Origin of the sequence: Nonomuraea sp. NPDC050790 (assembly GCF_044456745.1) — a bacterium.
In the GTDB taxonomy this organism is placed as follows: Bacteria; Actinomycetota; Actinomycetes; order Streptosporangiales; family Streptosporangiaceae; genus Nonomuraea.
In genome coordinates, this window is record NZ_JBITGF010000005.1 from 447,806 (window position 1) to 474,733 (window position 26,928).

The following is a 26,928-nucleotide window of genomic DNA, read 5'->3' on the forward strand; positions in this document are numbered from 1 at the left end:
CCCTCCGGTCGCTCACAGGCGGAAACGTCCTCGCTTCGCTGCGGTTTTCCACCTGTGTCAAACCAACTTCCCTTCAAGGACGGTGGGCTTCCCGCGGAGGAAGGTGGCGACGATCCGGCCTGGGAGCGTCATCCCTTCATACGGGGTGTTGCGGCTCTTGGAGGCGAAGGCGCGCGGGTCGACCTCGGTACGCGCGTCCGGGTCGTAGAGGGTGATGTTGGCCGGGGCGCCGGCCTCGATCGGGTTGCCGTGACCGGCCAGGCGGCCGATCTCGGCGGGCTTCAGCGACATGCGCTCGGCCACGCCCGCCCAGTCCAGCAGGCCGGTGTCGACCATGGCCTCCTGGACCACGCTCAGCGCGGTCTCCAGGCCGACCATGCCCATGGCCGCCGCCGCCCACTCGGTCTCCTTGTCCTCGACCGGGTGCGGCGCGTGGTCGGTGGCCACGACGTCGATGGTGCCGTCGGCCAGGGCCGCGCGCAGCGCCTCGACGTCGGCGCGGGTGCGCAGCGGCGGGTTGACCTTGTAGATCGGGTTGTAGGAGCCGTTGGGCGAGTCCTCGACCAGTTCGTCGGTCAGCAGCAGGTGGTGCGGGGTGACCTCGGCGGTGACGTTCCAGCCCTTGGACTTGGCCCAGCGCAGGATCTCGACGGAGCCGGCGGTGGAGACGTGGCAGATGTGCAGGCGGGAGCCGACGTGCGCGGCCAGCAGGCAGTCGCGGGCGATGATCGCCTCCTCGGCCACGGCGGGCCAGCCGGCCAGGCCGAGGCGGCCGGAGACCACGCCTTCGTTCATCTGGGCGCCGCCGGTCAGGCGGGGCTCCTGGGCGTGCTGGGCGACGACGCCGTCGAACGCCTTGACGTACTCCAGCGCCCTGCGCATGAGCACCGCGTCGTCCACGCAGTGGCCGTCGTCGGAGAAGACGCGCACGCGGGCGGCGGAGTCGGCCATGGCGCCGAGCTCGGCGAGCTGCCTGCCCTCCAGGCCGACGGTGACGGCGCCGACGGGCTGCACGTCGCAGTAGCCGCCCTCCTGGCCGAGCCGGTAGACCTGCTCGACGACGCCGGCGGTGTCGGCGACCGGCGAGGTGTTGGCCATGGCGTGCACGGCGGTGTAGCCGCCGCGGGCGGCCGACTGGGTGCCGGTCAGGACGGTCTCGGCGTCCTCGCGGCCGGGCTCGCGCAGGTGGGTGTGGAGGTCGACCAGGCCGGGCAGCGCGATGGCGCCGCGGCCGTCCACGATCTCCTCGGCGCCCTGGAGGTCCGCGCCGATCTCGGTGATGGTCCCGCCGGAGACGCGCAGGTCGACGGGCTCCCCGCCGAGGATGCGGACATTGCGGATGATCATGCGGACTCTCCCCCGAGGAGCAGGTACAGGACGGCCATGCGGGTGGTCACGCCGTTGGCGACCTGCTCGACGATGGTCGAGCGCGGGGAGTCGGCCACGTCGGCGGCGATCTCCATGCCCCTGTTCATCGGGCCCGGGTGCATCACGATGGCGTCGTCGGGCATCTTGGCGAAGCGGTCGCGGTCCAGGCCGTAGCGCCTGGAGTACTCGCGCTCGCTGGGGAAGTATGCGGCGTTCATGCGCTCCTTCTGCACGCGCAGCATCATGACCACGTCCGACTTGGGCAGCACGGCGTCGAGGTCGTAGGAGACCTCGCACGGCCAGGTGCCGACCGAGACCGGCAGCAGCGTGGGCGGCGCCACCAGCGTCACGTCGGCGCCGAGCGTGGCCAGCAGCAGCACGTTCGAGCGGGCCACGCGCGAGTGCAGCACGTCGCCGACGATGGTGATCTTGCGGCCTTCCAGCGAGCCGAGGCGGCGGCGCATGGAGAAGGCGTCGAGCAGGGCCTGCGTGGGGTGCTCGTGGGTGCCGTCGCCGGCGTTGACGACGCTGCCGCGCACCCAGTTGGCCAGGCGGTGCGGCGCGCCGGAGGCGCCGTGGCGGATGACGACCGCGTCGGCGCCCATCGCCTCCAGGGTCAGCGCGGTGTCCTTGAGCGACTCGCCCTTGGAGACGCTGGAGCCCTTGGCGGAGAAGTTGATGACGTCGGCCGACAGCCGCTTGGCCGCGGCCTCGAAGCTGATGCGGGTGCGGGTGGAGTCCTCGAAGAACAGGTTGACCACCGTACGGCCGCGCAGCGTCGGCAGCTTCTTGATGGACCGTTCCGAGACCGCCGCCAGCTCCTCGGCGGTGTCGAGGATGAGCAGCGCGTCGTCCTTGGAGAGGTCCGCGGCGGAAATGAGATGCTTGTTCACTTGATCAGCTCCACGGCGTCGCGCCCGTCGATTTCCTCCAGGAAGACCTTGACCTTCTCGCTCTTGGCGGTGGGCAGGTTCTTGCCGACGTAGTCGGCCCGGATGGGCAGCTCGCGGTGGCCCCTGTCGACCAGCGTGGCGAGCTGCACGGCCGTCGGGCGGCCCAGGTCGTTGAGCGCGTCGAGGGCGGCGCGCACCGTGCGGCCGGAGTAGAGCACGTCGTCGACGAGCACCACGGTCCTGCCGTCGATGCCGTCGGGCGGCAGCTCGGTGTGGCCGAGCGGCCGGGCGGGCTTGAGCCGCAGGTCGTCGCGGTACATCGTGATGTCGATCGAGCCGACGGGGATCTTCACGCCTTCGAACTGCTCGATCCGGTCACCGAGCCGGCGGGCCAGAGTGGCCCCGCGGGTCGGGATGCCGAGGAGGACGACGCCGTCGGCGCCCTTGGTGCGCTCGAGGATCTCGTGCGCGATCCGGGTCAGCGCCCGGTGGATGTCCGGGCCTTCGAGAACGGCCCTGGAATCGGACATGGGGAATCATCACCACCTTTCCCGCCTCACGGGACGGGTCTTAAAAGGGTGTCGGTCGGGACACACAGTACCAGGCGCCACCAGCCACGATGCGGCACCCCCACGGCGCGCTAGCCTGATCGGGCACAACATGTAATCGGGGGGTCACATTGGGTGCTCAGCTACGCCAGATCAGGCAGCGGATCAAGTCCGTGAAGTCGACCGCGAAGATCACACGTGCCCAGGAGCTGATCGCCTCGTCGCGGGTCGGCAAGGCGCGCGACCGGGCCGAGGCGGCGCAGCCGTACGCGCGAGAGATCTCCGCGGCGGTCTCCGCGCTCGTCAGCCACCACATGCGGATGAACCACGCGCTGCTCAACGAGCGGCCGGACACCTCGCGGGTCGCGGTGCTGGCGCTGACCAGCGACCGCGGGTTCGCCGGGGGCTACAACCACAACGTCATCAAGAACGGCCAGGCCCTGCACGCGAGGCTTGAGGAGCAGGGCAAGGAGCCGTGCTACTACGTGGTCGGCAGGAAGGGCGTGGAGTGGTTCCGCTTCCGGGACCGGCGGATGGCCGGGCACTGGTCGGGGATGAGCGGGCAGCCCGACTACGGCACCGCCGCCGAGATCGGCAAGACGCTCATCTCGGCGTTCGACCAGCCGACCCGGGAGGGCGGCGTGGGCGAGGTGCACGTGGTCTACACGGAGTTCGTCTCCATGCTGACGCAGACGCCGCGGGTCATCAGGATCCTGCCGCTGCAGGTGGAGGAGGTCGAGGGCGAGCAGGGGCAGGGTTCGGGGCTGCCGCGGGCGCCGTACGAGTTCGATCCCTCGCCCGAGGCGGTGCTGGACGAGATGCTGCAGAAGTACGTGCGCTCGCGGATCTGGTACATGCTGCTGTCGTCGGCGGCGGCCGAGCACGCGGCCCGCCGTACCGCGATGATGGCGGCGACGGAGAACGCGCAGGAGCTGGTGGAGAAGCTCACGCGCGAGGCCAACGAGGCGCGGCAGGCCGAGATCACGACGGAGATCACCGAGATCGTGGGCGGCGCGGAGGCCCTCAAGCACGGGTGACGGATTTGGCAAAACCGGATAAAGCGTTATAAAACCTCCTTCAAGTCACTTTGGGGGAGGTTCTTCATGGCGCTGTCCGCGCGCGAGCAAACGGTCCTGGACGCGATCGCCCGCCGGCTCGCGGCGGAGGACCCGGCGCTGGTCAAGGACCTTTCCGAGCACGGCGACGGCGTCGTGACCGCCGAGCGCATCCCGCGCGCCTGGGACGCCTGGCCGGTGGCGCTGATCGCGGTCTGCCTCGCGGTGTTCGCGGTCGTGCTGCTGCTCAGCGGTTCACCGTCCGATCTGCCGCATGCCGTGATCAGGTAATTTCCGGACAAGGCCCCGTGTCAGCCCGCTGAGAGCCGGGCACGTCACCGTGAGCCGCACGCGTCTCCGCCTGCGGCTTTCCGGGGGAATGACGTGCACGGGGGCACCGCATGGGGGAACCACGACCGCCTGAGGGCGGTGTCACGACCGCGACGCCCACCGAGACGACGCCCGCCTCCGGCGGGCTCGGGCTCGGCTCGGCCATCGCGCTCATCATCGGCAACGTCGTCGGCACCGGGATCTTCCTGCTGCCGGCCTCCCTGGCCGCCTTCGGCACCGTCAGCCTCATCGCCATGGTCGTGGTCACGATCGGCGCGATCGCCATGGCCGTGGTCTTCGGCAAGCTCGGCGAGCGCATCCCCGCGGGCGGCGGCCCGTACGCCTACGCGCGCAGCGCCTTCGGCGAGTTCGCCGGCTTCTGGAACGCCTGGTCGTTCTGGCTGACGGCGTGGATCGGCAACGCCGCGATCGCCGTGGCCTGGGTCGGCTACGTCCAGTACTTCGCCCAGCAGGTCTTCGGCCTCAACTGGAACAGCGTGCCGGCCGCCATCGTCATCGGCCTGGTCGGCCTCTGGATCCCGGCGGTGGTCAACCTCATGGGCGCCAGGAACATGGCCGCCTTCCAGCTCGTCACCGCGGTGCTGAAGTTCGCCCCGCTGCTGTTCGTCGGCATCGTGGGGCTGTTCTTCATCCAGGGCGCCAACTTCGGCGCCTTCAACGCCACCGACGGCAACTGGGTCGGCGCCATCTCGATGGCGGGCGCGGTCGCCCTGTTCATCTACTCCGGCGTCGAGAGCGTGTCCATCGCCGCGGAGAAGATCAGGAACCCCGAGCGCAACATCGGCAGGGCCAGCGTCATCGGCGTGCTCGCCTGCGCGGTGCTCTACATCCTCAGCACCGTCGCCGTCATGGGCACCGTCCCGCACGAGCGCCTGGTCAACTCCACCGCGCCCTTCGCCGACGCGCTCAACAACATGTTCGGCGGCTCGGCGGGCGGCATCCTCATGGCCGCCTGCGCGATCATCTCCGGCATCGGCGCCCTGAACGGCTGGACCATGCTCGTGGCCGAGATGCCGCTGGCCGCGGCCAAGGACGGCATGTTCCCGCCGGTCTTCGGCAGGGTCTCGCGCCGGGGCGTGCCCGCCGCCGGCATCCTCGTGGGAACCATCCTGACCTCGGCGATGCTGCTGGTCGGCTACGCCTCGGAGAACGCCTTCAACACCATCGTGCTGCTGGCCTCCTTCACCACGGTCATCCCGTACTTCTTCTCCGCCGCCGCCCAGATCTTCTGGCTGGCCACCGGAGGCCGCCTGGTCGACAAGCGCCGCCTGGCCAGGGACATGGTCATCGCGGTGGTCGCGCTGTTGTTCGCGTTCTGGATGGCCTTCGGCTCCGGCGCGGAGGCGGTCCTCGGCGGGACGCTCATGCTCCTGGTGGGCGTTCCCGTCTACATCTGGGTCAAGTCCAAGAGGGGCGAGTACGGCCCGCGTGACGCCCGCGTTTCCTGAGGGGATAGAGAAGAAATGACCTTTCACGTCGATTCCGAGGTGGGCAGGCTCCACCAGGTGATGCTGCACAAGCCCGAGCTGGCCCTGAAGCGCCTCACGCCCACCAACAAGGACGAGTTCCTCTTCGACGACGTCCTGTGGGTGCAGCGGGCGCTGGAGGAGCACGAGGAGTGGCAGCAGGTCCTGCGCGACCGCGGCATCACCGTCTACATGCTGGCCGACCTCCTGCGCGAGACCCTCGACATCCCCGAGGCGCGCAAGCACGTGCTGGAGCACGTGGTCGACGAGCGCTGGATCGGCCCGCTGGCCGTGGACGCCGTGCGCAACGTCCTGGACGCCATGCCCTCGGCCGAGCTCCAGCAGTTCCTGACCGGCGGCATCACCAAGGGCGAGCTGATGGAGCGCGGGGTCGATCCCAAGAGCGTCGCCTACCACGTGCTGGACGAGTCCGACTTCGTCCTGCCGCCGCTGCCCAACCACCTGTTCACCCGCGACACCTCCTGCTGGATCTACAACGGCGTCGCCATCAACGCCATGAAGAAGAAGGCCCGCCAGGCCGAGACGATCAACCTGGAGGCGGTCTACCGCTACCACCCGGTCTTCGCCGCCGGGTTCCGCCGTCCCGAGGCGGGCGGCTTCAACGTGTGGATGCCCGGCACCGCCGTCGCGCCGGCCACGATGGAGGGCGGTGACGTGCTGGTCATCGGGCGCGGGGCCGTACTCATCGGCATGAGCGAGCGCACCCAGCCGCAGGCGGTGGAGATGCTCGCGCGCAACCTCTTCAAGCACAACGCCGCCAAGAAGATCGTGGCGCTCAACATGCCGAAGGCCCGCGCCTTCATGCACCTCGACACCGTGATGACCAACGTGGACGTGGGCGTGTTCACCAAGTACGCCGGCCTCGGCATGCTGCCCTCCTACACGATCGAGCCCGGCGACAACGAGAAGGAGCTCAAGGTCACCGACCACCGCCCCGAGGACATGCACAAGGCGATCGCCCGCGCCCTGGACCTGGACGACATCAAGGTCCTGACCGCGCACCAGGACGTCTACGCCGCCGAGCGGGAGCAGTGGGACGACGGCTGCAACGTGCTGGCCGTCGAGCCCGGCGTGGTCGTGGCCTACGAGCGCAACACCACCACGAACAACTTCCTCCGCTCGGAGGGCATCGAAGTGATCACCATCAGGGGCAGCGAGCTGGGCAGGGGACGCGGCGGGCCGCGCTGCATGAGCTGCCCGCTCGAACGCGACGGCATCTGACATCTCTGGCTTTCGGGGGACTTCATGGCTTTCAACCTGCGCGGGCGCAGCTTTCTCAAGGAACTGGACTTCACGCCAGAGGAGTTCGGCTTCCTGCTGCGCCTGTCGGCCGACCTGAAGGCGGCCAAGTACGCCGGCGTCGAACAGCAGCGGCTCAAGGGCAAGAACATCGCCCTGATCTTCGAGAAGACCTCGACCCGCACGCGGTGCGCGTTCGAGGTGGCCGCCCACGACCAGGGCGCGCACGTGACCTACCTGGACCCGTCGGGCTCGCAGATGGGACACAAGGAGTCGGTCAAGGACACCGCCCGGGTGCTCGGCCGAATGTTCGACGGCATCGAGTACCGGGGCAGCGCCCAGGCCAACGTGGAGGAGCTCGCCCAGTACTCGGGCGTACCGGTCTGGAACGGTCTCACCGACGAGTGGCACCCCACGCAGATGCTCGCCGACATGCTCACCATGCAGGAGCACAGCGACAAGCCGCTGCACGACGTCTCCTTCGCCTACCTCGGCGACGCCCGCAACAACATGGGCCACTCGCTGCTGGTCACCGGCGCGATGTTCGGCATGGACGTACGCCTGGTCGCCCCCAAGTCCCTGCAGCCCGACGCCAAGATGGTCGTCAAGCCGGCCAAGGACGTCGCCAAGCAGACCGGGGCCACGATCACCGTCACCGACGACGTGGCCAAGGGCGTCAAGGGCGTCGACTACCTCTACACCGACGTGTGGGTGTCGATGGGCGAGCCCAAGGAGGTCTGGGACGAGCGGATCAAGCTGCTCAAGCCGTACCAGATCAACGACAAGGTGGTGAAGGCCACCGGCAACCCCAAGGTGAAGTTCATGCACTGCCTGCCGGCCTTCCACAACCGGGAGACGAAGGTCGGCGAGGACATCTACGAGAAGACCGGCCTGGACGCGCTGGAGGTGACCGAGAGCGTCTTCGAGTCGCCGCGCTCGATCGTCTTCGACCAGGCCGAGAACCGCCTGCACACGATCAAGGCCATTCTCGTGGCCACCCTCGGGGACTGAGCGCGGTGCGCGTCATCGTCGCCCTCGGGGGCAACGCGCTGCTGGAGCGCGGGGACCGGCCCGACGCCGAGACCCAGATCGCCAACGTCCACATCGCGGTCAAGACGCTCGCGAGGCTGGCCGCCGAGCACGAGCTGATCATCACCCACGGGAACGGCCCCCAGGTCGGGATGCTGGCGCTGGAGAGCGCCGCCGACACCAACCTGACCAGGGCCTACCCCTTCGACACGCTCGGCGCCGAGACCCAGGGCATGATCGGCTACTGGATGCTGCAGGCCCTGCAGAACGCCCTGCCCGGCCGCCAGGTCATGGCGCTGGTCACCCAGACGCTCGTCTCGGCGGTCGACCCGGCCTTCGAGAACCCGACCAAGTTCGTCGGCCCGGTCTACGAGCAGGCCGAAGCCGAGAAGCTGGCCAAGGAGAACGGCTGGGTGGTCCGGCAGGACGGCCAGTACTGGCGCCGCGTGGTGCCCTCTCCCGCGCCGCAGCGCGTGGTGGAGACCCGGCTGATCCGCAAGGCCGTACGCGACGGCGTCGTGGTGGTCTGCGCGGGCGGCGGCGGCATCCCGGTCGTGCGCGACGCCCAAGGACGGCTGTCCGGGGTCGAGGCCGTCATCGACAAGGACCTCACCGCCTCGATGCTGGCCGAGGCGCTGGACTGCGACGCGTTCCTGATCCTCACCGACGTGCCGCGGGTCATGAAGGACTTCGGCACGCCGCGGCAGAGCGAGATCGGCCACACCACCCCGTACGAACTGCGCTCCATCGACTTCCCGGCCGGCTCGATGGGGCCGAAGGTGGAAGCGGTGTGCAGGTTCGTGGAGACCACGGGTGACATGGCCGCCATCGGCAAGCTCGACCAGGCCGTCGAGATCCTCGCCGGCAAGGCGGGCACGATCGTCACGCCGAGCGCCACCTGGCCGCTGACCAGCACGCTCTAGTCCGTACGCGGGGCGCTCCGCCGGGGGCGTCCCATCACCGTGGAGGTGGCGGTGGCACTGCGACAGTTGTTCCGCATCAAGCCGACCGACGAGATCGTCTCGGAGGCGGGGCAGGGCGAGGGCGGCGAACTGCGCCGCACCATGGGCCTGTGGCAGCTGACCCTGTTCAGCGTCGGCGCCACGCTCGGCACCGGCATCTTCGTCATCCTCGGCCAGGCCGTGCCGAAGGCGGGCCCGGCGGTGGTGCTGGCGTTCGTGCTGGCCGCCGTCACGGCCCTGTTCTCCGCGCTGAGCTACGCCGAGCTGGCCGGGACCATCCCGGTGTCCGGCTCGTCCTATTCCTACGCCTACGCCACGCTCGGCGAGATCGTGGCCTGGGTGTGCGGCTGGTGCCTCATGCTGGAGTACGCCGTGTCGGTCGCGGCCGTGGCCGTCGGCTGGGGCGAGTACCTCAACACGTTCCTGCAGGGCCTGTTCGGCTGGCAGCTTCCCGCCGCCATCACCCACTCCCCCGGCGACAAGGGCGGCGTGATCAACCTCACCGCCATCCTCATCGTGCTGCTGGCCATGTGGCTGCTGCTCGGCGGCTCCTCCGAGTCGGCCACCGCCAACGTGGTGTTCGTGCTCATCAAGGTCGCGGTGCTGGCCTTCTTCTGCATCGTGGCGTTCACCGCCTTCCAGTCGAAGAACTTCACCCCGTTCGCGCCGCTCGGCGCCCTCGGCATCACCGCCGCCGCCTCGCAGGTCTTCTTCTCCTACATCGGCTTCGACGCCGCCTCCACCGCGGGTGAGGAGGCCAAGAACCCCAAACGCGACCTGCCCCTGGCGATCATCCTGTCGCTGGTGATCGTGACGACGATCTACGTGCTGGTCGCGGTCGCCGCCATCGGCGCCATGCCCTGGACCGACTTCGACCCCGAGACCACCGAGGCCAGCCTCGCCGTCATCGTCGACATGGCCACCGGCGCCACCTGGCCGGGACTGATCGTCTCCTTCGGCGCGGTCATCGCCATCGCCAGCGTCGTCCTCACCGTCATGTACGGCCAGACTCGCATCCTGTTCGCCATGTCGCGCGACGGGCTGATCCCGAAGATCTTCCAGAAGGTCAACCCGCGCCGCCAGGTGCCGGTGGCCAACACGCTGATCGTGACGCTGTTCATCAGCGTCCTGGCCGGGCTCATCCCGCTCGGACAGCTCGCCGAGGCCACCAGCATCGGCACCCTGTTCGCCTTCGCGATCGTCAACGTGGGTGTGATCGTGCTCCGCCGTACCCGGCCCGACCTGCCGCGCAACTTCAAGACGCCGCTGTTCCCGATCACGCCGATCCTCGGCGTGATCATGTGCGTGCTCGTGATGGCGGGCCTTCAGGGCGTCACGTGGCTGGCGTTCGCACTGTGGATGGCCGTCGGCCTCCTCTGCTATTTCCTGTACGGCTACCGCCACTCCAGGCTCCGCACGGAGGTGCCCCGATGAAGATCGAGAACGTGCTGACCGGGTTCATCGCCGAGCCTCGCGGGCTGGATGGGCTGGCGCTGGCCGTACTGCTGGCCCGGCAGGCGCGGGCGAAGCTGACGGTCGCGACCGTGCAGCCGCCCGTCTGGAACACGCCGGGACCGGCCAAAGCCGACGAGAGCGCCTGGCGCGCCTACCTGCGCGAGCAGGCGAACGCGACGCTGGACCAGGCCCGCGAGCTGGCCGGGGACGAGGCGGACTACGTCGTCCACACCAACAGGGGCAGCGGCCGCGGGCTGGTGGACCTGGCGCGCAAGCGCGAGGCGGACGTGGTCGTGATCGGCTCGGCGCCCTCGGGCGGCAAGGGCCGCATCTCGCTCGGCAGCACCGCCGACCAGCTCCTGCACTCCTCGTCAGTCCCGGTGATGCTGGCGCCGAAGGGCTGGTCGGAGGAGCCGCCGCCCGAGTTCGAGCGCCTCACGGTCGCCTACCGGCGCGGCCCCGGCTGCGACCACGCGGTCTCCGAGGCGGCGCGCGCGGCGGTGAGCCTCGACGTGCCGCTGCGGCTGGTCACGCTCGTCGTCAGCAGCGGCAGGAAGGCGAAGATCGAGCAGGAGATGGCCGAGCGGCTGCGCGAGCAGGCGGCGGCGGACCTGAAGGCGGCCGCGCGCGGGCAGCGCCGCAAACTCCAGGTGGACGTGGAGATCCTGGAGGGCAGGACCGTGGCCCACGCCCTGGGCGAGACCACCTGGCTGCCCGGCGAACTGATCATCTGCGCGTCCAGTAGTTCCGGCCCGCTGCGCCGGGTGTTTCTGGGCGACACCTCGATCAAAATCGTCAAGGCCGCCACGTGCCCGGTGATGATCCTGACTCGAGAGCCATAGCTGGATATCCCTCGTCAAACTATGACGAAGTACTGTTATCAACGGGACAAGAGGGGCGTTTGAGGCGATCCATGCCGGACCGGATTCGGCATCTTTTTTCCAATCAGCTTGACCTTCGGCTTAACCCCCTTTACCGTCACTGTGCGTAACCACTCTGCGCGGCGTTCCGGGGTAAACCCGGGGCCATGGCTACCGATGGTGCCGAGCTCGGCACCACACCCCCCGGTGACCCTGGCAATCGCCGCAAAGGCGCACAATCTACTGAGAGCAGTACATAACACGAGCCGGGGGGCCACACGATGCCGTCTGAGTACGCAAAGTCGCTGGGTGCACGACTCCGCGCGATCCGCACCCAGCAGGGGCTGTCCCTGCACGGAGTCGAGGAGAAGTCGCGCGGACGCTGGAAAGCCGTGGTCGTGGGCTCCTACGAGCGGGGCGACCGGGCCGTCACGGTGCAGAAGCTTGCCGAGCTTGCCGACTTCTACGGGGTGCCGGTGTCCGAGCTGCTGCCGGGCGGCGCCGCCCCCAGCCCGCTCGGGCCCACACCCAAGCTTGTGATCGACCTCGAGCGCCTGGCCACGCTGCCGAAGGAGAAGGCCGGGGCACTCGCCCGGTATGCGGCGACGATCCAGTCGCAGCGCGGTGACTACAACGGCAAGGTGCTCTCGATCCGGCAGGAGGACCTGCGCTCCCTTGCCGTGATCTATGACAAGTCGCCGAGTGAGCTGACCGAGGAACTGATCAGCTGGGGCGTACTCGACGCCGAGGCCCGGCGGGCGGTCGAGTCGTTCTGATCCGTGGTTGGTGAAGGGGCGCGCCTGGATGCTTCCGGGCGCGCCCTTCGCATGCTTACGGGTGATTGGGGTGCATCCGTACCGTGGGGTGGCTCAGTGCCCAGAGGACGCCCCTCAGGGGCACACGGGGCACCCGAGCACACACCGGGCTGAGGCAGACGGCCACCGCCCTGGGTTGAGGCAGACGGCCGTCAACCATCACACCTGGCTGAGGCAGACGGCCTTTGATCTCCGCTTCTGGCTGAGTCGGTGGGACGCGTGGCCGCCTGCTGTCCTGAGCGCGCGAGTTAGGGGCTGTTCTAGGCCACCGGGTGGCTTTTGCCGCTTGGCCGGGCAACCGGGGCCGTGGCGGCGGGAACCACGTCCGGCGTGAGAAGCGACCCCCACGATCGGCGCCCGCGCACGGCGGCGGGTGGCGTCAGGCCGGCTCTGCCGTAACGGAGAGAAACCGAGAGACCCACCGACGCTGCCAGGGGGTTTCGACGGCGCGCGGGTGGTGATGGGCGCGCGTCCAGGCGATGGCGTCGCCGGGCGCGAGCCCGGACAGCACGACGAGACACGACAGCACCGTCCCGGTACGCCCCACCCCGCCCCCACACGCGACCTCGGCCCGCTCGCCCGCCAGGAGCCGCTCGTGCAGCCCCCGAATCAGGCGGACCGCCTCGGGCGTGTCACGTGGCAACAGGAAGTCCGGCCAGTCGATCCAGTCGTGCGGCCAGGCGTGTTCGTGCGCGCGCCGCAGCTTGGCGGTGCCGAGGTACAGGCCGTAGCCGGGCTTGGGCCCCTCAGGCACGGGCTTACGCAACCCTCGCCCACGCACCCAGCCACCGTCCGGCAACTGGATCGCGCCAGTAAGTCGATCGTCCATCCGGCGACCATAGCCCCGCCCAACCGACCAGAACCTGCCCCAGCCACCGGAACCACCCTGCCCACCGCCACCCCCACCCACCCGGACCAGGCAAAGGACACCCACACCAGCCCGACTCGGCCCATAGCGAAACCACAACCACCCGCAGTGCGGTTGAGCGGCACACGAAGCTACGCGGATCTCCGAGGCCGTGTGTGGGCGATGCTTGGCGGCCAGGAACCCCGAGGCCGCGCCTGGGCCGGGGCGGAAGGAAAGCGGGGCGGGGCACGCTCGGCGGATCGGGACCCGAGGCGGAGTGTGCCGGGCGATGCTTGGCGGCCTAGGACACCCCGAGGCGGAGCGGGATGGCGCCAGGGTGTGGGTGGGCGGAGCCGGTGGTGGTACCGGTAGGCGGGGTGGAAGCCCCCTCGCCGCTGGCGGGAGCGGGGTGGGTGGTGGCAGGAGCGGGTGGGTGGAGCGGGGTGGGTGGTGCCGGGGGGTGGGTGGGGTGGGAGCCCCCTCGCCGGTGGCGGGAGCTTGCATGGGGGAAGGCCATGCCGTGTGGCGCTCGTGCTAGCCGGCGAGGGGGATGTCTATGGGGAGCTGGGGCTGGGCGGGGACGCCCAGGAGGGTCTCGGCGGTGGTGACGAAGGTTTCGGACTCGGCCAGGAGTTCGTCGGCGTCGGCGGCGGTGATGCCGCGGACCACGCCGGCCTCGGCAGCGGCGCGCTTGGCGGCGCTCTGCGCGAAGTAGGCGGCCCACGGGGCGAGGTCGGGTTCGGCTTCGGGCAGGAGCTCCCAGGCGCTGCGCAGGCGGCGTCTGCGGCCCTCCGTCGGCCTGGGGTGGGCGGCCAGGATCGCGGCGGACGCTCTCAGCGCCGCCAAGTGGGCCGCCACATATCGGGTCGCCGGGGTGCGGGCCGTCATCGCCTCGGCCAGGCAGGCACGTGCATCCGCCAGGTGTGCCCGCACCGCGGGCGACAGCCGGGGGCCGGTGTTGTCTGTCTGCCGTCGGGACATCTTGCGCGCCTCCTTCGGGTTATGGGGGCTGCCGGCGTTTCCACCGGTGGTGCTAACAATCTCAGAGCCCACCGACATTTCCGCCGGGCGGCCGGACGAGGAGCTTCCCCTCACCCCGTCCGGCCGGGACGCGCCCACTCGTCTCCGCCGACGACGAGGACACGCCCTTCGCCCGTGGACCCTGATCGCGGACCCCGCCATGGGGGAGGCGGTACGCCCGCGACCAGGACCTGCAGACGCGAGCCGCGAGCCTCACGTCCAGGATCGAACATAATTTCGATCACTCTGGATGTCAACCGATTCTGCGAACACGGGTTCGATCACCGGCCCCACCCTCCCCCGGCCAACCCGGGCCCGGTATGGGACACACCAAACCGCCTGGATACAGAGACAGGACACGGGCCAACACACGGCGATGGAGCGACGCAGCCAGACCCCGGAGGGCGGTACGGCGGGAGCGCACGCCAAGGCCAGAGCGCAGGCGGTGGGACGCGGAGAGGGGCAGCCAGGCCGAAGGCGCAGGGCTAGAGGCAGAGCACGGAGGAGGCGGGCAAAGCGTAGGGGCGAGGAGGCAGAGGGCAAGCCGGGGACGCGAGGCGGGAAGCGCGAGGGCGGCGCGGGGCCGGGCACACGGAACGGCGCAGACATGGACGGAGGCGGGGCGGGGCGAGAAAGGGCGGGCGGGGCCGGGGTGGGGCACGGGCGAGGGGCAGGCCGGGGTGGGGCAGGTCGGGGACGGGGACGCGAGACGAGGGCGCAGCACGGGGCGCGGGGGCCAGGGCGCGAGGAGAGAGGCGGAGGCGGGGGCGCGGGGTGAGCGGGCGGAACGGCGCTGGCATGGGGTGGAGGCGGGGTGAAGTGAGGAGGGGTGGGTGGGGAAGCGTTGGTGATCGTTTGCCGGGGGTTTGGGGGTGCTTTACCCAAAGTAGGGGTAAGGCACGGAGGATCTGGCTCGCAATTACCGACAATAGGAGCATTGCGTGCGATTCCCCCTCAGAGGCGTGGTCATGGCCGCCGCCATCGCCGTCCTCGGCGGGACCCAAGCCCTCGCCGACACCCGCGCCGCCGAGCCGCCCCAGGCCCCCGCGGAGTCGGCCCACAGCCGGTCCATCGATGTGCAGTTGCTGTCCCTGACGGACTTCCACGGCTACATCCGCCCCCACACCGACGCCGGCAACGGCACCATCAAGGACGCCCAGGGCAACAGCATCGTGGTGGGCGGCGCGCCGTACATCGCGACGCATCTGAAGAACCTGCGCCAGGGCAGGCGCAACACCGTCACCTTCACCACGGGCGACAGCTTCAGCGGCTGGCCGCCGGAGGTGGCGAGGCTGGCAGACGAGCCGACGATCGAGTTCCTCAACAAGATCGACGTGGACTTCTCCGCCGTGGGCAACCACGAGCTGGACATCTCGCTGGAGTTCCTGCGCGACCACATGGGCCGCGGCCAGTGCTTCGGCACCCGTGGCCTGGACAGCTGCTTCACCGACTCCGACGGCCGCCGCTTCCGTGGCGCGCGCTTCGACTTCTCCGCGGCCAACGTGACGCGCAAGGGCAGCACGCGGCCGGTGCTCAAGCCGTATGTGATCAAGTACTTCCAGGGCGTCCCGGTCGGGTTCATCAACCTGACGACCACGACGACGGTGGAGGGCTCGACGTCGTTCCAGCCGTCGCTGGACAACCTGCCGCTGGTGGAGACGGCCGACAAGTACGTGGCCGAGCTCAAGCGCCGCGGCGTCGAGGCGATCGTCGCCAACGTCCACGAGGGCGGTACGGCAGGCGACGTCTACGACCGGTGCAACGCCAACCCGACCGGCCCGGTCATCGACTTCGCCCGCCAGGCCTCGGCCGAGATCGACGCGATCGTGACAGGCCACTGGCACGCGCCGTTCAACTGCTCGATCCCCGACCCCGAGGGCAACCCGCGCCCGGTCGTCGAGGCCGCCTTCCACGGCAAGCTGATCAACGAGATCAACCTGAAGATCGACCGCCGCACCCGCGACGTGGTCCGCTCGGCCACGGTCTCCACGAACCACCCGGTCACCAGGGACGTCACCCCCGACCGCGACATGGTCGAGCTGGTCGACCACTGGGTGGCCACCGAGAAGCGCCAGTCCGCGCGCCAGGTCGGCACGATCACCGGCGACCTGACCAGGACCCGCGACGCCGACGGCGAGAGCACGCTCGGCAACGTGATCGCCGACGCCGAGCGCGCCGACAGCGCCGACGCCGACCTGGCCATGGTGGCGGTGGCGCCGGTGAAGGGTTCGAACTCGCTCCGCGGCGACCTGCGCTTCGCCAAGGGCGCCGACCCGGCCGACGGCGACGGCAAGGTGCTGTTCGGCGAGGCGTGGAACACTTGGGGCTACGCCAACCCGGTGGTCACCGCGACCGTCAAGGGCAGCCAGATCGACCAGGCGCTGGAGCAGCAGTGGCAGACGCAGGCGGACGGGACGGTCCGGTTCGCCCCGCTGGCCGTTTCGGGAAATGTCCGCTTCTCGTATGACGTGAGCAAGCCGGTCGGCGAGCGGGTCACCAGCGTGCTCATCGACGGCAAGCCGCTCGACACCGCCCGCACCTACCGGCTGGCCGCCCTGGCCTACACGCTGATCGGCGCCGACGGCTACAGCGCCTTCGCCGGATACACCGGCGCGGTCCGCGGCAGCCGGGACTACGAGGCCTTCCGCGCCTACCTGGCGAAGGGCCCCGTCTCCCCGCCCGCCCTGGACCGCGCCGTCGCCGTGACCGCCGCGTCCTGAGCCGCGCTCAGACGCTGATCGCGCCCGAGGGGCACTGCTGGACGGCCCGCCGTACAGCGGCCTCCTGGCCTTCTGGAACGGGTGAGACGAGCACCACCACGGTGCCCTCCTCCTCGCTCTGGTCGAACACCTCGGGCGCGGTCAGCGCGCACATTCCAGCTCCGATGCAGACGTCCGTGTCTGCTTTGATCTCCATGCCTACCTCTCTACCAGGTCACGGGGAGGCGGTGCACACCGTAGATGGCCATGTCCGAGCGCATGGGCACCTCGGCGGGCGCGCACGCCAGCCGTAGCCCGGGGAAGCGCCGCAGCAGCGCGGGCAGGGCGATGCGCATCTCGATCCTGGCCAGTTGCTGGCCGAGGCACTGGTGGATGCCGTGCCCGAAGGTCAGGTGACCGGTGGTGGAGCGGGTGAGGTCGAGCCGGTCGGGCGAGGGGAAGTGCCCGGGGTCTCGGTTGGCGGCGGGGATCGAGATCGTGACCGACTCCCCCGCCTTAATCAGGCGGCCGTCGATCTCGACGTCCTCCAGCGCCGCCCTGATCGGTCCCGCGTGGATGATCGACAGGTGGCGGAGCAGTTCCTCGACCCCGTTGTCCACGGCCGAGGGGTCGTCGCGCATGATCGCGAGCTGGTCGGGGTTGGTGAGCAGGGCGAAGGCGCCGAGGCCGAGCATGTTCGCGGTGGTCTCGTGGCCGGCGATGAGCAGCAGGAAGGCCACGCCGAGCAGTTCGTCGTCCCCGAGGTCGTCGAGCAGCCCGCTGAGCAGCGCCCCGTCGGGCCGGGCGCGCTTGCTCGCGATGAGCCGGTAGAGGTATGCGGCCAGCTCCTGGTAGGAGGCGATCAGCACGTCGGGGTCGAGGTCGAGCGCGAGCAGCGTGGCCGAGTTGCGCTGGAAGGTCTCCCTGTCCTCGTACGGCACGCCGAGCAGCTCACAGATGACCAGCGAGGGGATCGGCAGCGCGAACTCACTGACCAGGTCGGCCGGCGGGGTCATGGCGTCGAGCCGCCCCTCGGTGATCTCGGCGATGCGCGGCTCCAGCGCCTTCATCCGCCGGACCGTGAACTGGCCGGTCAGGAGCTTGCGGAAGCGCGTGTGCTCGGGCGCGTCCATCCGCAGGAACATCCCAGGCTGCGGGCCGCTGTCCGGCATCCGCTCCTTGACCCGCTCCACGGTCTTCGCCCGCGCGGGGATGGCCTGGTGCTGCAGCTCGGTCCGGTTGCTGAAGCGGTTGTCGGCCAGGATGGCGCGGGCCACGGCGTGCGAGGTGACGAGCCAGCCCTCGTGGCCGTCGGGGTAGGTCATGCGGTGCAGGGACCCCTGCTCACGCAGGACGCCGAACTCGTCGGGCGGGTCGAGCGGCCGCTGCCGCCGCATGGGAAAGGTTGTCATGCCTCCAGAAAACCGCAATGAGTGCAATTTTTCAATGGATGCAAATCATAAATCAGTGTAGGGTTTCGCCATGACGGGGCTACGCGAGCGCAAGAAGATCCGCACCAAGCAGGCGCTGATCGAGGCGGCCCTCCGGCTCTTCGCGGAGAAGGGCTACGAGGAGACCACGCTGGCGGAGATCGCCGCGGCGGCCGACGTCTCGACGCGCACGTTCTTCAGCTACTTCGGCAGCAAGGAAGACGTGATCTTCCACGACGGCGGATGGCGGATGGACGCCGTCGTCGACATGATCGGGGAGCGCCGGCCCGGCGAGTCCGCCGGCGACCTCCTGCTGCGGGTGAGCCAGGCCAGCCTCGGCTGGGTGGCCGAGGACGGCCTGGCGATCGGCCTGAGCCCGGAGCGCGCCCGCCTGGTCATGACCGTGCCCGCGCTGCAGGCCAAGGGGCTGCGGTTGCTCTTCGACAGCCAGTTGCGGCTGGCCAAGGCGCTGCACGAGAGCTTCGAGGACGAGCTCGACCTCGTCGAGGCGGCGGCCCTGATCGGCGCCCTGGTGGGGGCGACCAAGCTCGCCGTCATGGCGGCCATGGACCGGGGCGACTCGCTGGAGGAGCTCTGGGCGGCCGCCCGCACCGCGGCCACCCGGACGATCACCAAGCTGGCCTAGCCGGGGCCCAGGCCGATGAGGGCCATGATGGTGACGGCCGCGGCGGCCCGCGCCCACGACTCCGGCGGCAGCGGCTCGACGATCAGCGGGCAGCCGCCCGCCGCCCCGAACGCCTGCGGCGCGTAGGCGGCGCGCAGGTCCTTCTCCAGCAGGGCCACGCTGTCGCCGGTGACCACGACCTTCTCCGGCCCGAACATGTTGACCAGGGCCGCGATCCCCCGGCCCACCGCCCGTCCCGCGGCGGCGAACGACTCCAGCGCCACCGGGTCGCCCGCCCGCGCCAGCGCCACCACGCCGGGCAGGCCGGTCGCGGCGGGCACCCGGGCCACGACCGCGGGCTCGGCGGCGATCGCCTCGACGCAGCCCCGGCCGCCGCAGTGGCAGCGCGGGCCGGCGTCGTCGACGGGGACGTGGCCGATCTCGCCGGCCACGCCGTACCCTCCCTCGACCAGCGCGCCGTTGACGACGAGCCCGCAGCCGACGCTCTCGCCCACCGTCACCAGCGCGAACGAGCGGGTCCCCGCGCCCTGCCCGAACCACTGCTCGGCGACGGTCAGCGCCCTGACGTCGTTCTCGACGGTGGCGGGCAGGCCGGTCGCCTCGCGCACGAGGGCCGCGAGCGGCACGTCGTGCCAGCCCGGGTACGGCCCGCGCCGCACCGTCCCCGAGACCCGGTCCACCTCCCCCGGCACCGCCACCCCGACCCGCCGCACCGGGGCGCCCGGCAGGCCGACGACGGCGACGGCCCGCGCGAGCGCGCCGACCACGGTGGCGACGTCCGGCCCCGGCAGGGGGACGCGGTGCGCGGCCCGCACCCCGGCCAGCAGGTCGGCCAGCACCACGACCAGCTCCCCCGCCCGCAGCCACACCCCGGCGAAGAACTCCCGATCGGCCCGTACGGCCAGCGGCGCCGCCGGCCGCCCCGACCCGGCCGAGGCCCGCCCCACGGGCAGTTCGTCCAGGTATCCGGCGGCCAGGATGGGCCTGACCACTTTGGTGACGGCCGCCGTCGACAGCCCCGTCACCCGGGACACCTCGGTCCTGGAGATCGGCCCCCGGGTGAGCACGGTGGCGAAGACGGCGGTGGCCGCGGGCGTCCGCGTGACGCGGTCCATGCGACTCAGACCCGCACCGGCAGGCCCGTCTCGATGGACGTGTTGGCCGCGATGCCGATCCCGGCGGCGCGGATGCCGTCGGCGTAGCCGGCGCGGCGGCCCAGCGGGTCGGGCGGCGGCGTGCCGAACAGGTCGTCGAGCAGGAGCCGGTCGCCGCCGCCGTGCCCGCCGGAGCCGGTCGGGATCTCGATCTCCTGGGCGGGCTCCCAGTGGCGCTGCAGCACGAGGCGCTCGCCGCGCACGCGGCCCTCGGTGAGCCGCCTGGCGCCCTTGCCGAGGCGGGCGGCGGAGTCGGGGTCGGCCCACTCGCGCTCGACCACGTCGAGCTCGATCCGGCCGAGGGTGCCGTTGAGCGCGACCCGGTAGCCCTCCCAGGGCGCGTGCGCGTGCAGGGAGTAGGTGAGCAGGGCTCGGGAGTCGTAGCGGACCAGCACCGCCATGTTGTCCTCGATGGTGACGCCGGGGGCGAAGACGTCCTGGTCGCGGTGGTAGCCGTCCTCGTGCTCGGCCTGGAGGTAGAGGCGTTCGAGGCGCGGGTCGGCGGCGAGGTCGATGGAGTAGCGGTCGGCGCCGACGAGGCCGGAGTCCCTGCTGCGGGCCGGGCGCGGGCCCGGGGCGTTGGCGGGACCGTAGAAGCGCAGGTCGCCCTGGGCGTAGACGGTCTGCGGGGCGGCGGCCAGCCACCAGTTGACCAGGTCGAAGTGGTGGCCGGACTTGTGCACGAGCAGGCCGCCGGAGTTGGCCTTGTCGCGGTGCCAGCGGCGGAAGTAGTCGGCGCCGTGCATGGTGTCGAGCAGCCATTCGAAGTGCACGGAGGTGACCTCGCCGATGGCGCCCTCGGCGACCAGGCGCTTGACCTCGGAGTTGCGCGGCGAGTAGCGGTAGTTGAAGGTGATCGTCACCTCGCCCGCGGCCTTGGCGATGGCCTGGCAGCCCTCGGCGGTGGTGGCCAGGGGCTTCTCGACGATGACGGCGCAGCCGCGCTCCAGGGCGGCGACGGTGTAGACGTGGTGGGTGCGGTCGGGGCTGGTGACGATGACGACGTCGGGGCGGGCCTCGTCGAGCATCTGGCCGAAGTCCCGGTAGGCGGGGACGTCGGCGCCGTAGGAGGCCATGCGGGAGGCGTTGGTGTCGCAGAAGGCGACCAGGTCCCCGCTGTGGCTCCAGTCACCTCTCAGGGCGTTGACGTACATCCCGGCGCGGTGGCCGAGTCCGACGATGGCGTGGCGGCGGGTCAAGGATGCTCCTTGCGCAGGCGGACGAGGGCGCTGGCGTAGTCCTCGGCGGGGAAGGGTGGCAGCAGGCCGCGGGAGGTCAGCAGCACGCCGTGGTGGACGGCGCCGGTGTCCTCGTCGCGGTAGCGGGCGTCGGGGTCGAGTCCGGAAAGGCGCAGGGGCAGGCCGGGCGCGCCGTACGCGCCGCGGCGTCTGAAGGCGAGCACCACGACGCGCTCGCCGAGCGTGTACTGCACGGCCTCGCGCAGCCGGCGCAGCTCGCCCTGTTGGACGACGGGGCGGATGTCCTTGTAGAGGGCGATCAGTTCGGCGGCCTCGGCGAGCTCCTCCTCGCTCCAGTGCCGCAGGTCGCCGCCGAGGCCGAGCACGCCGGCCATGGCCACGTGGAAGCGGAAGGCGAGCGGGACGCGCCGGCCGGTGATGGGGTTGGGGCTGTCGGTGACCCAGGCGGCCATGGCGCCGGCGGGGTAGATCTGGGTGAAGCCGTGCTGGATGGGCAGACGGTCGGCGGCGTCGGTGTTGTCGGAGGTCCAGACCTGGTCGGTGCGGGCCATCATGCCGAGGTCGGTACGCCCGCCGCCGCCCGAGCACGCCTCGACGCGCAGGTGCGGATGGTCGGCGCGCAGCCGGTCGAGGATGGAGTAGACGGCCCGCACGTGGCCGACCAGCAAGTCGCCGGGGCCGGCCTGGGTGAAGGTGCGGTTGCAGTCCCACTTGAGGAAGTCGATGGCGTGCTCGCTGACCAGCCGGTGCAGCCACTTGTGCGCCCAGTCGGCCACCTCGGGCCTGGAGAAGTCGAGCAGGAGCTGGTGGCGCAGCTCGGTACGCGGCCGTCCCGGCATGTGCACGACCCAGTCGGGGTGCTCGCGGTAGAGGTCGCTGTCGGGGTTGACCATCTCGGGCTCCACCCACAGCCCGAACTTCATGCCGAGCCGGTGGACCTCCTCGATGAGCGGCGTCAGCCCGTGCGGGAAGCGCTCGGGGTTGGGCCACCAGTCGCCGAGCCCCGCCCGGTCGCTGGTACGCCCGCCGAACCAGGCGTCGTCCATGACGAACACCTCGGCCCCGGCCCGCGCGGCCAGCGCCGCCATGCGCTTCTGGCCGTCCTCGTCCACCCGGAAGCCGACGGCCTCCCACGAGTTGTAGAGCAGGGGCCGCAGCTCGCCCGCGGCCGGCCGTACGTGCTGGTTGACGTGGCGGTGCCAGGTACGGCTGGCCTCCCCGAACCCGCCCGCGCTGTAGAGCCCCGCGAAGACCGGCGTGCTCCACTCGGTGCCCTGCCAGGAGACTCCCTCGTGGCCGAACCCGCCGCTCCAGCCGGTGCGCCCGGAGGGGGTGCGGCCGAGCGTGAGCCGCCAGCTACCGCTCCAGGCCAGGGCGGCGCTCCAGACCTCGCCGTGCTCCTCGCCGGCGTCTCCCGCGTCCACCATGACCCAGGGGTTGGCCTGGTGGCTGGTGATGCCGCGCCGGCTGGTCAGGACGGTCTCGCCGACGGGCAGTTCGACGCGGCGCACGGCGTTCTCCGCGGCCCATCCGCCGCTGGCGTGGCTGAGCCGGTAGCCGGGCAGCGGGGGAAGGTTCCAGGCGGCGGAGTCGCAGCGCAGCAGCGTGACGGGCTCCTGCGAGCGGATCTCCGTCCAGCGCTCGACCACGTCGCTGTCCGGGCGCACGCGGTAGTGCAGCGCGACCTCCAGCGGGTGGGCGCGGTCGCGCATCCGGATCGTCAGGTGGCCGTCCTCGATCTCGTGGCCGGTGTGCTCCCACTCCACGCCGGTGTCGCCGTTGGGGAAGCGGATCTGCAGGGAGGCGGCGCCGTAGCGGGCGCCGGCCTCGGTGAGCAGTTCCTCGGCCACGCCGGTCTCGTCGAAGCTGCTGGCCATGAACGGCGCGGCGCCGGGCAGCGCGGCCACCTGCTCGGGTGTGAGCCTCGGTCCCCAGTGCAGGCAGGCCGGCACGTCGTCGTCGGTGAGCCCGATGACGTAGCCGGTCCGCGGAGTGGTGAGTGACCAGCGGCGTCGCGAGGGGTCGAAGGCGATGAGGCTCATGATCTGGAGCCTAGGCACGGCCTGCGGCGAATTCAATTCTTGACGAAGTTAATTACTGCTACTATGCGGCCATGCTCGATCCCTCGCGCGGGCGGGCGGCCACGATCACGAGCCCCGCCTCCGCCACCGTTTTCACCATGGTCCTGACGCAGGGTCCGGTCTCCCGCGTGGAGATCGCCAGGCGCACCGGCCTGTCGTCGGCCGCCGTCACCAAGGCGGCCAGGCCGTTCATCGACGCGGGATACCTGCTTGAGATGGCGGCGACCGAGCGCACCGGGCCGGGCGCCGGGCGCCCGGCCAGCCCGCTGGCCATCCACCCGCAACGGGAGTTCTTCGTCGGGATCAAGATCACCGACGACGACCTCATCGGCGTCGTCACCGATCTGCGGGCCCAGATCGTCGAGACGGCCCACCGGCCGCTGACCTCGCACGGGCCCGAGCACGTGGTGGCAGAGCTCAAGGCGCTGGCCGACGAGCTGCTCGGCCGCGACCCCGCCTACCGCGAGCGCTGCCACTCCCTGGGCCTGGCCATCTCCGGCGACGTCGACAAGGGCACCGGCCTGGTGCGTTACTCCCCCTTCCTGCGCTGGCACGAGGTGCCGCTCGGCGAGCTGGCCGCGAGCGCGACCGGCCTGACCGTCACGGTGGAGAACGACGTCAAGGCGCTCACCGTGGCCGAGCACTGGTTCGGCGAGGGCGTGGGCGCCTCGTCGTTCGCGCTGGTGACGGTCGGGCTCGGCATCGGCTGCGCGGTCGTCGTGGACGACCGCCTGGTGGCGGGGGCGCGCGGGGTGGCCGGCGAGATCGGCCACGTGCCGGTCGGCGGCGACAGCCCGCCCTGCCACTGCGGCGGCCACGGCTGCGTGGAGGCCATCGCGGCCACCCCGGCGGTCGTCGCGGCGGTCCGCGCGGCGCTGGGCGACGACACGCTGACGCTCGACGGCGCCATGGCCGCGGCGCGCTCGGGCGCTCCCGAGGCCGTCGCGGTCTTCGCCCGCGCGGGCGAGGCGATAGGGCGGGCGATGGCGGCCATGGCCAACCTCATCGGCCCCGAGCGCATCATCGTCAGCGGCGACATGCCGGGGCTGGCCGCCTACGAGCTGTTCGAGGACCAGCTCCGCGCGGCCTTCACCCAGCAGGCGTTCGGCGCGGCGGCCGACTGCCGCCTGATCCTGCGGCCCTCGCCGTTCGAGCAGTGGGCCCGCGGCGCCGCCGCGGTGGCCATCCAGACCCTCTTCACCCTCCAGGAGAGATGAGTGACCGCGACCATCTGGCAGCCCCACGACACCGCCGCGGCCTCCGGCGTGGTGGAGATCCCCCTCGGCATCGGCGGCCTGGTGGTCCAGGCGAGCGCGGTGCCGGTGAGCGGCGCGGCCCTGGAGCTCACCTGGGAGGTCGAGCACACCGGCGACGGCGTGGCCGAGGTGCGGGTGACGCCCGCGGCGCCCGCGACCGTCCGGGTGGCGTGGCGGGTGCCGTGCGTGGACGTGACGGCCTTCTGGGTGCCCGACAGCGGCGAGCACCGGGGCCTGCCGCCGTTCTGGCGCCGCCCGCGCCAGACCTCCCTGGAGAAGGGCGCGCCGGTGGGCGCGCTGATCGGCGCGGGCGACGTGTCGCTGTGCACGTACGCGGTGGCCGAGGTCGTGCGGCCGGTGCTGATCCGCACCGGCGTGGTGGAGGAGACGGGCGACTTCGGCTTCTGGGCCGAGCACCGGGCCGCCCCGGGCTCCGGCCTCGTGCTGAGGCTCGACCTGAGCGGCCGGCACTTCGCCGACGCGCTGGCCGGGGTCGCCGCCTGGTGGTCGGCCGCGCAGTCCGCGCGGGAGGTGCCGCGCGCCGCCCGGATGCCGGCCTACTCCACCTGGTACGCCATGCAGCAGCACGTGAGCGCCGGGAGCGTCGAACGGCAGGCCGCCGCGGCCGCCGCCCTGGGCTGCGAGGCGATCATCGTGGACGACGGCTGGCACAGCGACGACCGGGGCCGCGGCTACGGCTACGTGGGCGACTGGCTCCCCTCCCCCGCCTCGTTCCCCGACATGTCGGGACACGTGGCCAAGGTCCGCGCCCACGGCCTCGCCTACCTGCTCTGGTACGCCCTGCCGTTCGTCGGCCGCCACAACCCGCTCTGGGACCGGGTCCAGGACTACAGCCTCACCTACAAGCCCCACATGAACGCCGTCGTCGTGGACCCCCGCTACCCGCACATCCGCGACCTGCTCACCGGCAACCTCGCCCGCGCCGTCGAGGACTGGGGCATGGACGGGCTCAAGATCGACTTCATCGACCAGTTCGCGGTCGAGAACCCGCCGGAGCCCGGCCCCGAGGCCGACTGCGCGACGGTCAACGACGGCGTGCGCCTCCTGCTGGACGAGCTGGCCGCGCGCCTGCCCGCGGACGCGCCGATCGAGCTGCGGCAGCCGTACATCAGCCCGGGGTTGTGGCGGCACGCCTCGATGGTGCGCGCCTCCGACTGCCCGCTCAGCGCGCTGCACAACCGCCAGCGCACGATCGACCTGCGCCTGATCGCGGGGCCGCTGGCCGTACACGCGGACATGATGATGTGGCACCCGGCGGAGAGCGCCGAGCGCGTCGCCGCGCAGCTCATCAACGTGCTGTTCGCGGTGCCGCAGATCTCCGTGGACCTGACCGCGCAGAGCGCGGAGCAGAGCGCGGCGCTGCGCTTCTGGCTGGGGTTCGCGAAGGAGCACGCCGAGGTGCTGCAGCGCGGCGAGCTGCGCCCGTCACGGCCAGACCTGCACTATCCGCTGGTCACCGCACGGGGCGACGGCGTGGTGATCGCCGCGCGCTACGCGCCGGTGCCGGTCGAGGCGCCCTCCTCGGGCACGCTGTGGCTGGCCAACGCCGACGACAGCACCGCCGTCCTGCTCACCTCGGCCCTCGCCGGTACGGCCCGCGCCACCGTCCACGACTGCCGGGGCGAGATCGTGGACAGGAGCACGCACGCGTTCGAGGCCGCCGGCACGCACCAGATCACGGTGCCCACCGGCGGCCTGCTGGAGCTCGTCAGATCTGGATGACCGACAGCACGTTGCCGGCCGGGTCCTTGAACCACGCGATCGGCGGCCCGCCGGCCCGCATCACGCCGTTGGCCTCGTGCTCGAAGCCCGGGTAGCGCTCGAACACCACGCCGCGCTCCGTGAGCTGCTCGACGGCCTTGTCGACGTCGTCGACGGGGAAGTTCAGGATCGTGTAGCCGGCCGGCTCGTGGGCCTCGCCCTTGGGATAGACGAGGATGTCGCGATCGCCGGCGACGTGCAGGGTGAGCATCCCGTTCTCCTCCGAGACCCGCAGGCCGAGGACGCCCTCGTAGAACGCCTTCGCCTTGGGGACGTCGTCGACGGAGAAGCCGCTGAACGCCTTGGTCTGACCGAACATCACTTCGCCTCCATGGCCGCGCGGTGCTCCGGGCTGAGCTGGATGACCTGGACGTAGTTGCCGTCGGGGTCGATCGCGGTGGCGAACAGGCTGCCGTCGCGTTCCTCCAGCGGCGCCAGCCAGGTCACCCCGAGCCCGTCCATGCGGGCGACGACCTCCCTGGCGTCGCCCACCTGGAAGTTGAGGATCATCCTGCCGGGTTCCTGGTTCTTGGCGCCGATGTCCTCGCGCCGGTCGAAGAGCACGCCGAACGTGCCGAAGCGCAGGTAGCGATAGTCGCCGGCGTCGGACGCCTCGTCCGGCTGCAGCGTCACCTCGTACCACTCGCTCAACCGGGCCGGGTCGGTGCTGGCCAGCAACATGCTGTCAAGAGCGGGGCTGCTCATGTCTTCCTCCGAGGTCGATTGCTCCTTTCCCGTACAGACCCCGGGGG

At 71.1% G+C, this 26,928-nt stretch carries 25 protein-coding genes; 13 read left to right on the top strand and 12 right to left on the bottom strand.

Going from position 1 to position 26,928, the window contains the following annotated elements; all coding sequences use genetic code 11:
- Positions 1 to 57 precede the first annotated feature (57 nt).
- Genes ACIBEJ_RS27295 through pyrR form a run of 3 tightly spaced genes read right to left on the bottom strand, consistent with a single transcriptional unit; the run spans position 58 to position 2,791 of the window.
- Complete coding sequence (locus ACIBEJ_RS27295) at positions 58 to 1,347, bottom strand: dihydroorotase (RefSeq protein ID WP_397185664.1); 1,290 nt, start codon at positions 1,345 to 1,347, stop codon at positions 58 to 60.
- On the bottom strand, positions 1,344 to 2,261 hold the full coding sequence (locus tag ACIBEJ_RS27300; protein WP_379616470.1) for an aspartate carbamoyltransferase catalytic subunit: 918 nt from the start codon (positions 2,259 to 2,261) through the stop codon (positions 1,344 to 1,346). The genes ACIBEJ_RS27295 and ACIBEJ_RS27300 overlap by 4 nt, the downstream gene beginning before the upstream one ends.
- Positions 2,258 to 2,791: a bifunctional pyr operon transcriptional regulator/uracil phosphoribosyltransferase PyrR gene (gene pyrR, locus ACIBEJ_RS27305; RefSeq protein WP_397185665.1), complete on the bottom strand. Its 534-nt coding sequence runs from the start codon at positions 2,789 to 2,791 to the stop codon at positions 2,258 to 2,260. Before pyrR ends, ACIBEJ_RS27300 begins: the two co-directional genes overlap by 4 nt.
- Before the next feature lie 149 nt (positions 2,792 to 2,940).
- Here pyrR and ACIBEJ_RS27310 point away from each other — a divergent pair, with 149 nt between their 5' ends.
- The 9 genes from ACIBEJ_RS27310 to ACIBEJ_RS27350 all read left to right on the top strand — a co-directional run bounded on the left by ACIBEJ_RS27310 (position 2,941) and on the right by ACIBEJ_RS27350 (position 12,023).
- Positions 2,941 to 3,846, top strand: coding sequence for a F0F1 ATP synthase subunit gamma (locus tag ACIBEJ_RS27310; protein ID WP_397185666.1), 906 nt, complete (start codon positions 2,941 to 2,943; stop codon positions 3,844 to 3,846).
- 66 nt (positions 3,847 to 3,912) lie between these two features.
- Complete coding sequence (locus ACIBEJ_RS27315) at positions 3,913 to 4,155, top strand: DUF3040 domain-containing protein (protein ID WP_397185667.1); 243 nt, start codon at positions 3,913 to 3,915, stop codon at positions 4,153 to 4,155.
- Between the two features lie 110 nt (positions 4,156 to 4,265).
- Positions 4,266 to 5,663 (top strand): amino acid permease, encoded by a 1,398-nt coding sequence (locus tag ACIBEJ_RS27320; protein ID WP_397185668.1) that lies wholly within the window; start codon positions 4,266 to 4,268, stop codon positions 5,661 to 5,663.
- 15 nt (positions 5,664 to 5,678) lie between these two features.
- Complete coding sequence (locus ACIBEJ_RS27325; protein ID WP_397185669.1) at positions 5,679 to 6,923, top strand: arginine deiminase; 1,245 nt, start codon at positions 5,679 to 5,681, stop codon at positions 6,921 to 6,923.
- A 24-nt stretch (positions 6,924 to 6,947) separates the two neighbouring features.
- Positions 6,948 to 7,952, top strand: a complete 1,005-nt coding sequence (argF, locus tag ACIBEJ_RS27330) for an ornithine carbamoyltransferase (RefSeq protein WP_397185670.1) — start codon at positions 6,948 to 6,950, stop codon at positions 7,950 to 7,952.
- A 5-nt stretch (positions 7,953 to 7,957) separates the two neighbouring features.
- A complete protein-coding gene (gene arcC, locus ACIBEJ_RS27335) occupies positions 7,958 to 8,893 on the top strand; it encodes a carbamate kinase (RefSeq protein WP_397185671.1) in 936 nt (311 codons plus the stop codon).
- Positions 8,894 to 8,944: 51 nt separating this feature from the next.
- Positions 8,945 to 10,366: an amino acid permease gene (locus ACIBEJ_RS27340; protein ID WP_397185672.1), complete on the top strand. Its 1,422-nt coding sequence runs from the start codon at positions 8,945 to 8,947 to the stop codon at positions 10,364 to 10,366.
- Entirely contained in the window at positions 10,363 to 11,229 is an 867-nt protein-coding gene (locus ACIBEJ_RS27345; protein ID WP_397185673.1) for a universal stress protein, read from the top strand. Before ACIBEJ_RS27340 ends, ACIBEJ_RS27345 begins: the two co-directional genes overlap by 4 nt.
- A gap of 299 nt (positions 11,230 to 11,528) precedes the next feature.
- Positions 11,529 to 12,023 (top strand): transcriptional regulator, encoded by a 495-nt coding sequence (locus ACIBEJ_RS27350; protein WP_026214021.1) that lies wholly within the window; start codon positions 11,529 to 11,531, stop codon positions 12,021 to 12,023.
- A 418-nt stretch (positions 12,024 to 12,441) separates the two neighbouring features.
- Here ACIBEJ_RS27350 and ACIBEJ_RS27355 read toward each other — a convergent pair whose 3' ends face one another.
- Entirely contained in the window at positions 12,442 to 12,816 is a 375-nt protein-coding gene (locus ACIBEJ_RS27355; protein ID WP_397185674.1) for a protein-tyrosine phosphatase family protein, read from the bottom strand.
- A gap of 627 nt (positions 12,817 to 13,443) precedes the next feature.
- Positions 13,444 to 13,890: an SAV_6107 family HEPN domain-containing protein gene (locus ACIBEJ_RS27360; RefSeq protein ID WP_397185675.1), complete on the bottom strand. Its 447-nt coding sequence runs from the start codon at positions 13,888 to 13,890 to the stop codon at positions 13,444 to 13,446.
- Positions 13,891 to 14,870: 980 nt separating this feature from the next.
- Here ACIBEJ_RS27360 and ACIBEJ_RS27365 point away from each other — a divergent pair.
- Entirely contained in the window at positions 14,871 to 16,649 is a 1,779-nt protein-coding gene (locus ACIBEJ_RS27365; RefSeq protein WP_397185676.1) for a bifunctional metallophosphatase/5'-nucleotidase, read from the top strand.
- A 7-nt stretch (positions 16,650 to 16,656) separates the two neighbouring features.
- Here ACIBEJ_RS27365 and ACIBEJ_RS27370 read toward each other — a convergent pair whose 3' ends face one another.
- The gene (locus tag ACIBEJ_RS27370) at positions 16,657 to 16,845 is read right to left on the bottom strand and encodes a ferredoxin (RefSeq protein WP_397185677.1); all 189 of its coding nucleotides are present in this window, start codon (positions 16,843 to 16,845) and stop codon (positions 16,657 to 16,659) included.
- Between the two features lie 10 nt (positions 16,846 to 16,855).
- Entirely contained in the window at positions 16,856 to 18,040 is a 1,185-nt protein-coding gene (locus ACIBEJ_RS27375) for a cytochrome P450 (protein ID WP_397185678.1), read from the bottom strand.
- Positions 18,041 to 18,110: 70 nt separating this feature from the next.
- Here ACIBEJ_RS27375 and ACIBEJ_RS27380 point away from each other — a divergent pair, with 70 nt between their 5' ends.
- The gene (locus ACIBEJ_RS27380; protein WP_397185679.1) at positions 18,111 to 18,704 is read left to right on the top strand and encodes a TetR/AcrR family transcriptional regulator; all 594 of its coding nucleotides are present in this window, start codon (positions 18,111 to 18,113) and stop codon (positions 18,702 to 18,704) included.
- On the opposite strand, the gene ACIBEJ_RS27385 is transcribed toward ACIBEJ_RS27380, so the two are convergent.
- From ACIBEJ_RS27385 to ACIBEJ_RS27395, 3 genes are read right to left on the bottom strand one after another with little or no spacing between them, the layout of a single operon-like run.
- Positions 18,701 to 19,819, bottom strand: coding sequence for an ROK family protein (locus tag ACIBEJ_RS27385; protein ID WP_397185680.1), 1,119 nt, complete (start codon positions 19,817 to 19,819; stop codon positions 18,701 to 18,703). The genes ACIBEJ_RS27380 and ACIBEJ_RS27385 overlap by 4 nt on opposite strands.
- A 5-nt stretch (positions 19,820 to 19,824) precedes the next feature.
- Positions 19,825 to 21,057 (bottom strand): Gfo/Idh/MocA family protein, encoded by a 1,233-nt coding sequence (locus ACIBEJ_RS27390; protein ID WP_397185681.1) that lies wholly within the window; start codon positions 21,055 to 21,057, stop codon positions 19,825 to 19,827.
- Positions 21,054 to 23,099 (bottom strand): alpha-galactosidase, encoded by a 2,046-nt coding sequence (locus tag ACIBEJ_RS27395; RefSeq protein ID WP_397185682.1) that lies wholly within the window; start codon positions 23,097 to 23,099, stop codon positions 21,054 to 21,056. The genes ACIBEJ_RS27390 and ACIBEJ_RS27395 overlap by 4 nt, the downstream gene beginning before the upstream one ends.
- A 71-nt stretch (positions 23,100 to 23,170) precedes the next feature.
- On the opposite strand from ACIBEJ_RS27395, the gene ACIBEJ_RS27400 reads away from it, so the two are divergent.
- Together ACIBEJ_RS27400 and ACIBEJ_RS27405 are read left to right on the top strand one after the other, a co-directional pair.
- A complete protein-coding gene (locus tag ACIBEJ_RS27400) occupies positions 23,171 to 24,355 on the top strand; it encodes an ROK family protein (RefSeq protein WP_397185683.1) in 1,185 nt (394 codons plus the stop codon).
- A complete protein-coding gene (locus ACIBEJ_RS27405; protein ID WP_397185684.1) occupies positions 24,356 to 26,137 on the top strand; it encodes a glycoside hydrolase family 36 protein in 1,782 nt (593 codons plus the stop codon).
- Here the strand turns inward: ACIBEJ_RS27405 and ACIBEJ_RS27410 are convergent.
- Both ACIBEJ_RS27410 and ACIBEJ_RS27415 read right to left on the bottom strand, forming a co-directional pair.
- Complete coding sequence (locus tag ACIBEJ_RS27410) at positions 26,124 to 26,495, bottom strand: VOC family protein (RefSeq protein ID WP_397185685.1); 372 nt, start codon at positions 26,493 to 26,495, stop codon at positions 26,124 to 26,126. The genes ACIBEJ_RS27405 and ACIBEJ_RS27410 overlap by 14 nt on opposite strands.
- Positions 26,495 to 26,881, bottom strand: coding sequence for a VOC family protein (locus ACIBEJ_RS27415; protein WP_397185686.1), 387 nt, complete (start codon positions 26,879 to 26,881; stop codon positions 26,495 to 26,497). Before ACIBEJ_RS27415 ends, ACIBEJ_RS27410 begins: the two co-directional genes overlap by 1 nt.
- Positions 26,882 to 26,928 lie beyond the last annotated feature (47 nt).

Bases quoted from the DNA above. Each gene is read 5' to 3' on its own strand.
- ACIBEJ_RS27325 (WP_397185669.1), top strand. From the start codon at position 5,679: ATGACCTTTCACGTCGATTCCGAGGTGGGCAGGCTCCACCAGGTGATG.
- ACIBEJ_RS27360 (WP_397185675.1), bottom strand. From the start codon at position 13,890: ATGTCCCGACGGCAGACAGACAACACCGGCCCCCGGCTGTCGCCCGCG.
- ACIBEJ_RS27380 (WP_397185679.1), top strand. From the start codon at position 18,111: ATGACGGGGCTACGCGAGCGCAAGAAGATCCGCACCAAGCAGGCGCTG.
- ACIBEJ_RS27400 (WP_397185683.1), top strand. From the start codon at position 23,171: ATGCTCGATCCCTCGCGCGGGCGGGCGGCCACGATCACGAGCCCCGCC.
- pyrR (WP_397185665.1), bottom strand. From the start codon at position 2,791: ATGTCCGATTCCAGGGCCGTTCTCGAAGGCCCGGACATCCACCGGGCG.
- ACIBEJ_RS27415 (WP_397185686.1), bottom strand. From the start codon at position 26,881: ATGAGCAGCCCCGCTCTTGACAGCATGTTGCTGGCCAGCACCGACCCG.
- ACIBEJ_RS27410 (WP_397185685.1), bottom strand. From the start codon at position 26,495: ATGTTCGGTCAGACCAAGGCGTTCAGCGGCTTCTCCGTCGACGACGTC.
- ACIBEJ_RS27295 (WP_397185664.1), bottom strand. From the start codon at position 1,347: ATGATCATCCGCAATGTCCGCATCCTCGGCGGGGAGCCCGTCGACCTG.
- argF (WP_397185670.1), top strand. From the start codon at position 6,948: ATGGCTTTCAACCTGCGCGGGCGCAGCTTTCTCAAGGAACTGGACTTC.
- ACIBEJ_RS27395 (WP_397185682.1), bottom strand. From the start codon at position 23,099: ATGAGCCTCATCGCCTTCGACCCCTCGCGACGCCGCTGGTCACTCACC.
- ACIBEJ_RS27385 (WP_397185680.1), bottom strand. From the start codon at position 19,819: ATGGACCGCGTCACGCGGACGCCCGCGGCCACCGCCGTCTTCGCCACC.
- ACIBEJ_RS27345 (WP_397185673.1), top strand. From the start codon at position 10,363: ATGAAGATCGAGAACGTGCTGACCGGGTTCATCGCCGAGCCTCGCGGG.
- ACIBEJ_RS27370 (WP_397185677.1), bottom strand. From the start codon at position 16,845: ATGGAGATCAAAGCAGACACGGACGTCTGCATCGGAGCTGGAATGTGC.
- ACIBEJ_RS27320 (WP_397185668.1), top strand. From the start codon at position 4,266: ATGGGGGAACCACGACCGCCTGAGGGCGGTGTCACGACCGCGACGCCC.
- ACIBEJ_RS27315 (WP_397185667.1), top strand. From the start codon at position 3,913: ATGGCGCTGTCCGCGCGCGAGCAAACGGTCCTGGACGCGATCGCCCGC.
- ACIBEJ_RS27375 (WP_397185678.1), bottom strand. From the start codon at position 18,040: ATGACAACCTTTCCCATGCGGCGGCAGCGGCCGCTCGACCCGCCCGAC.
- ACIBEJ_RS27350 (WP_026214021.1), top strand. From the start codon at position 11,529: ATGCCGTCTGAGTACGCAAAGTCGCTGGGTGCACGACTCCGCGCGATC.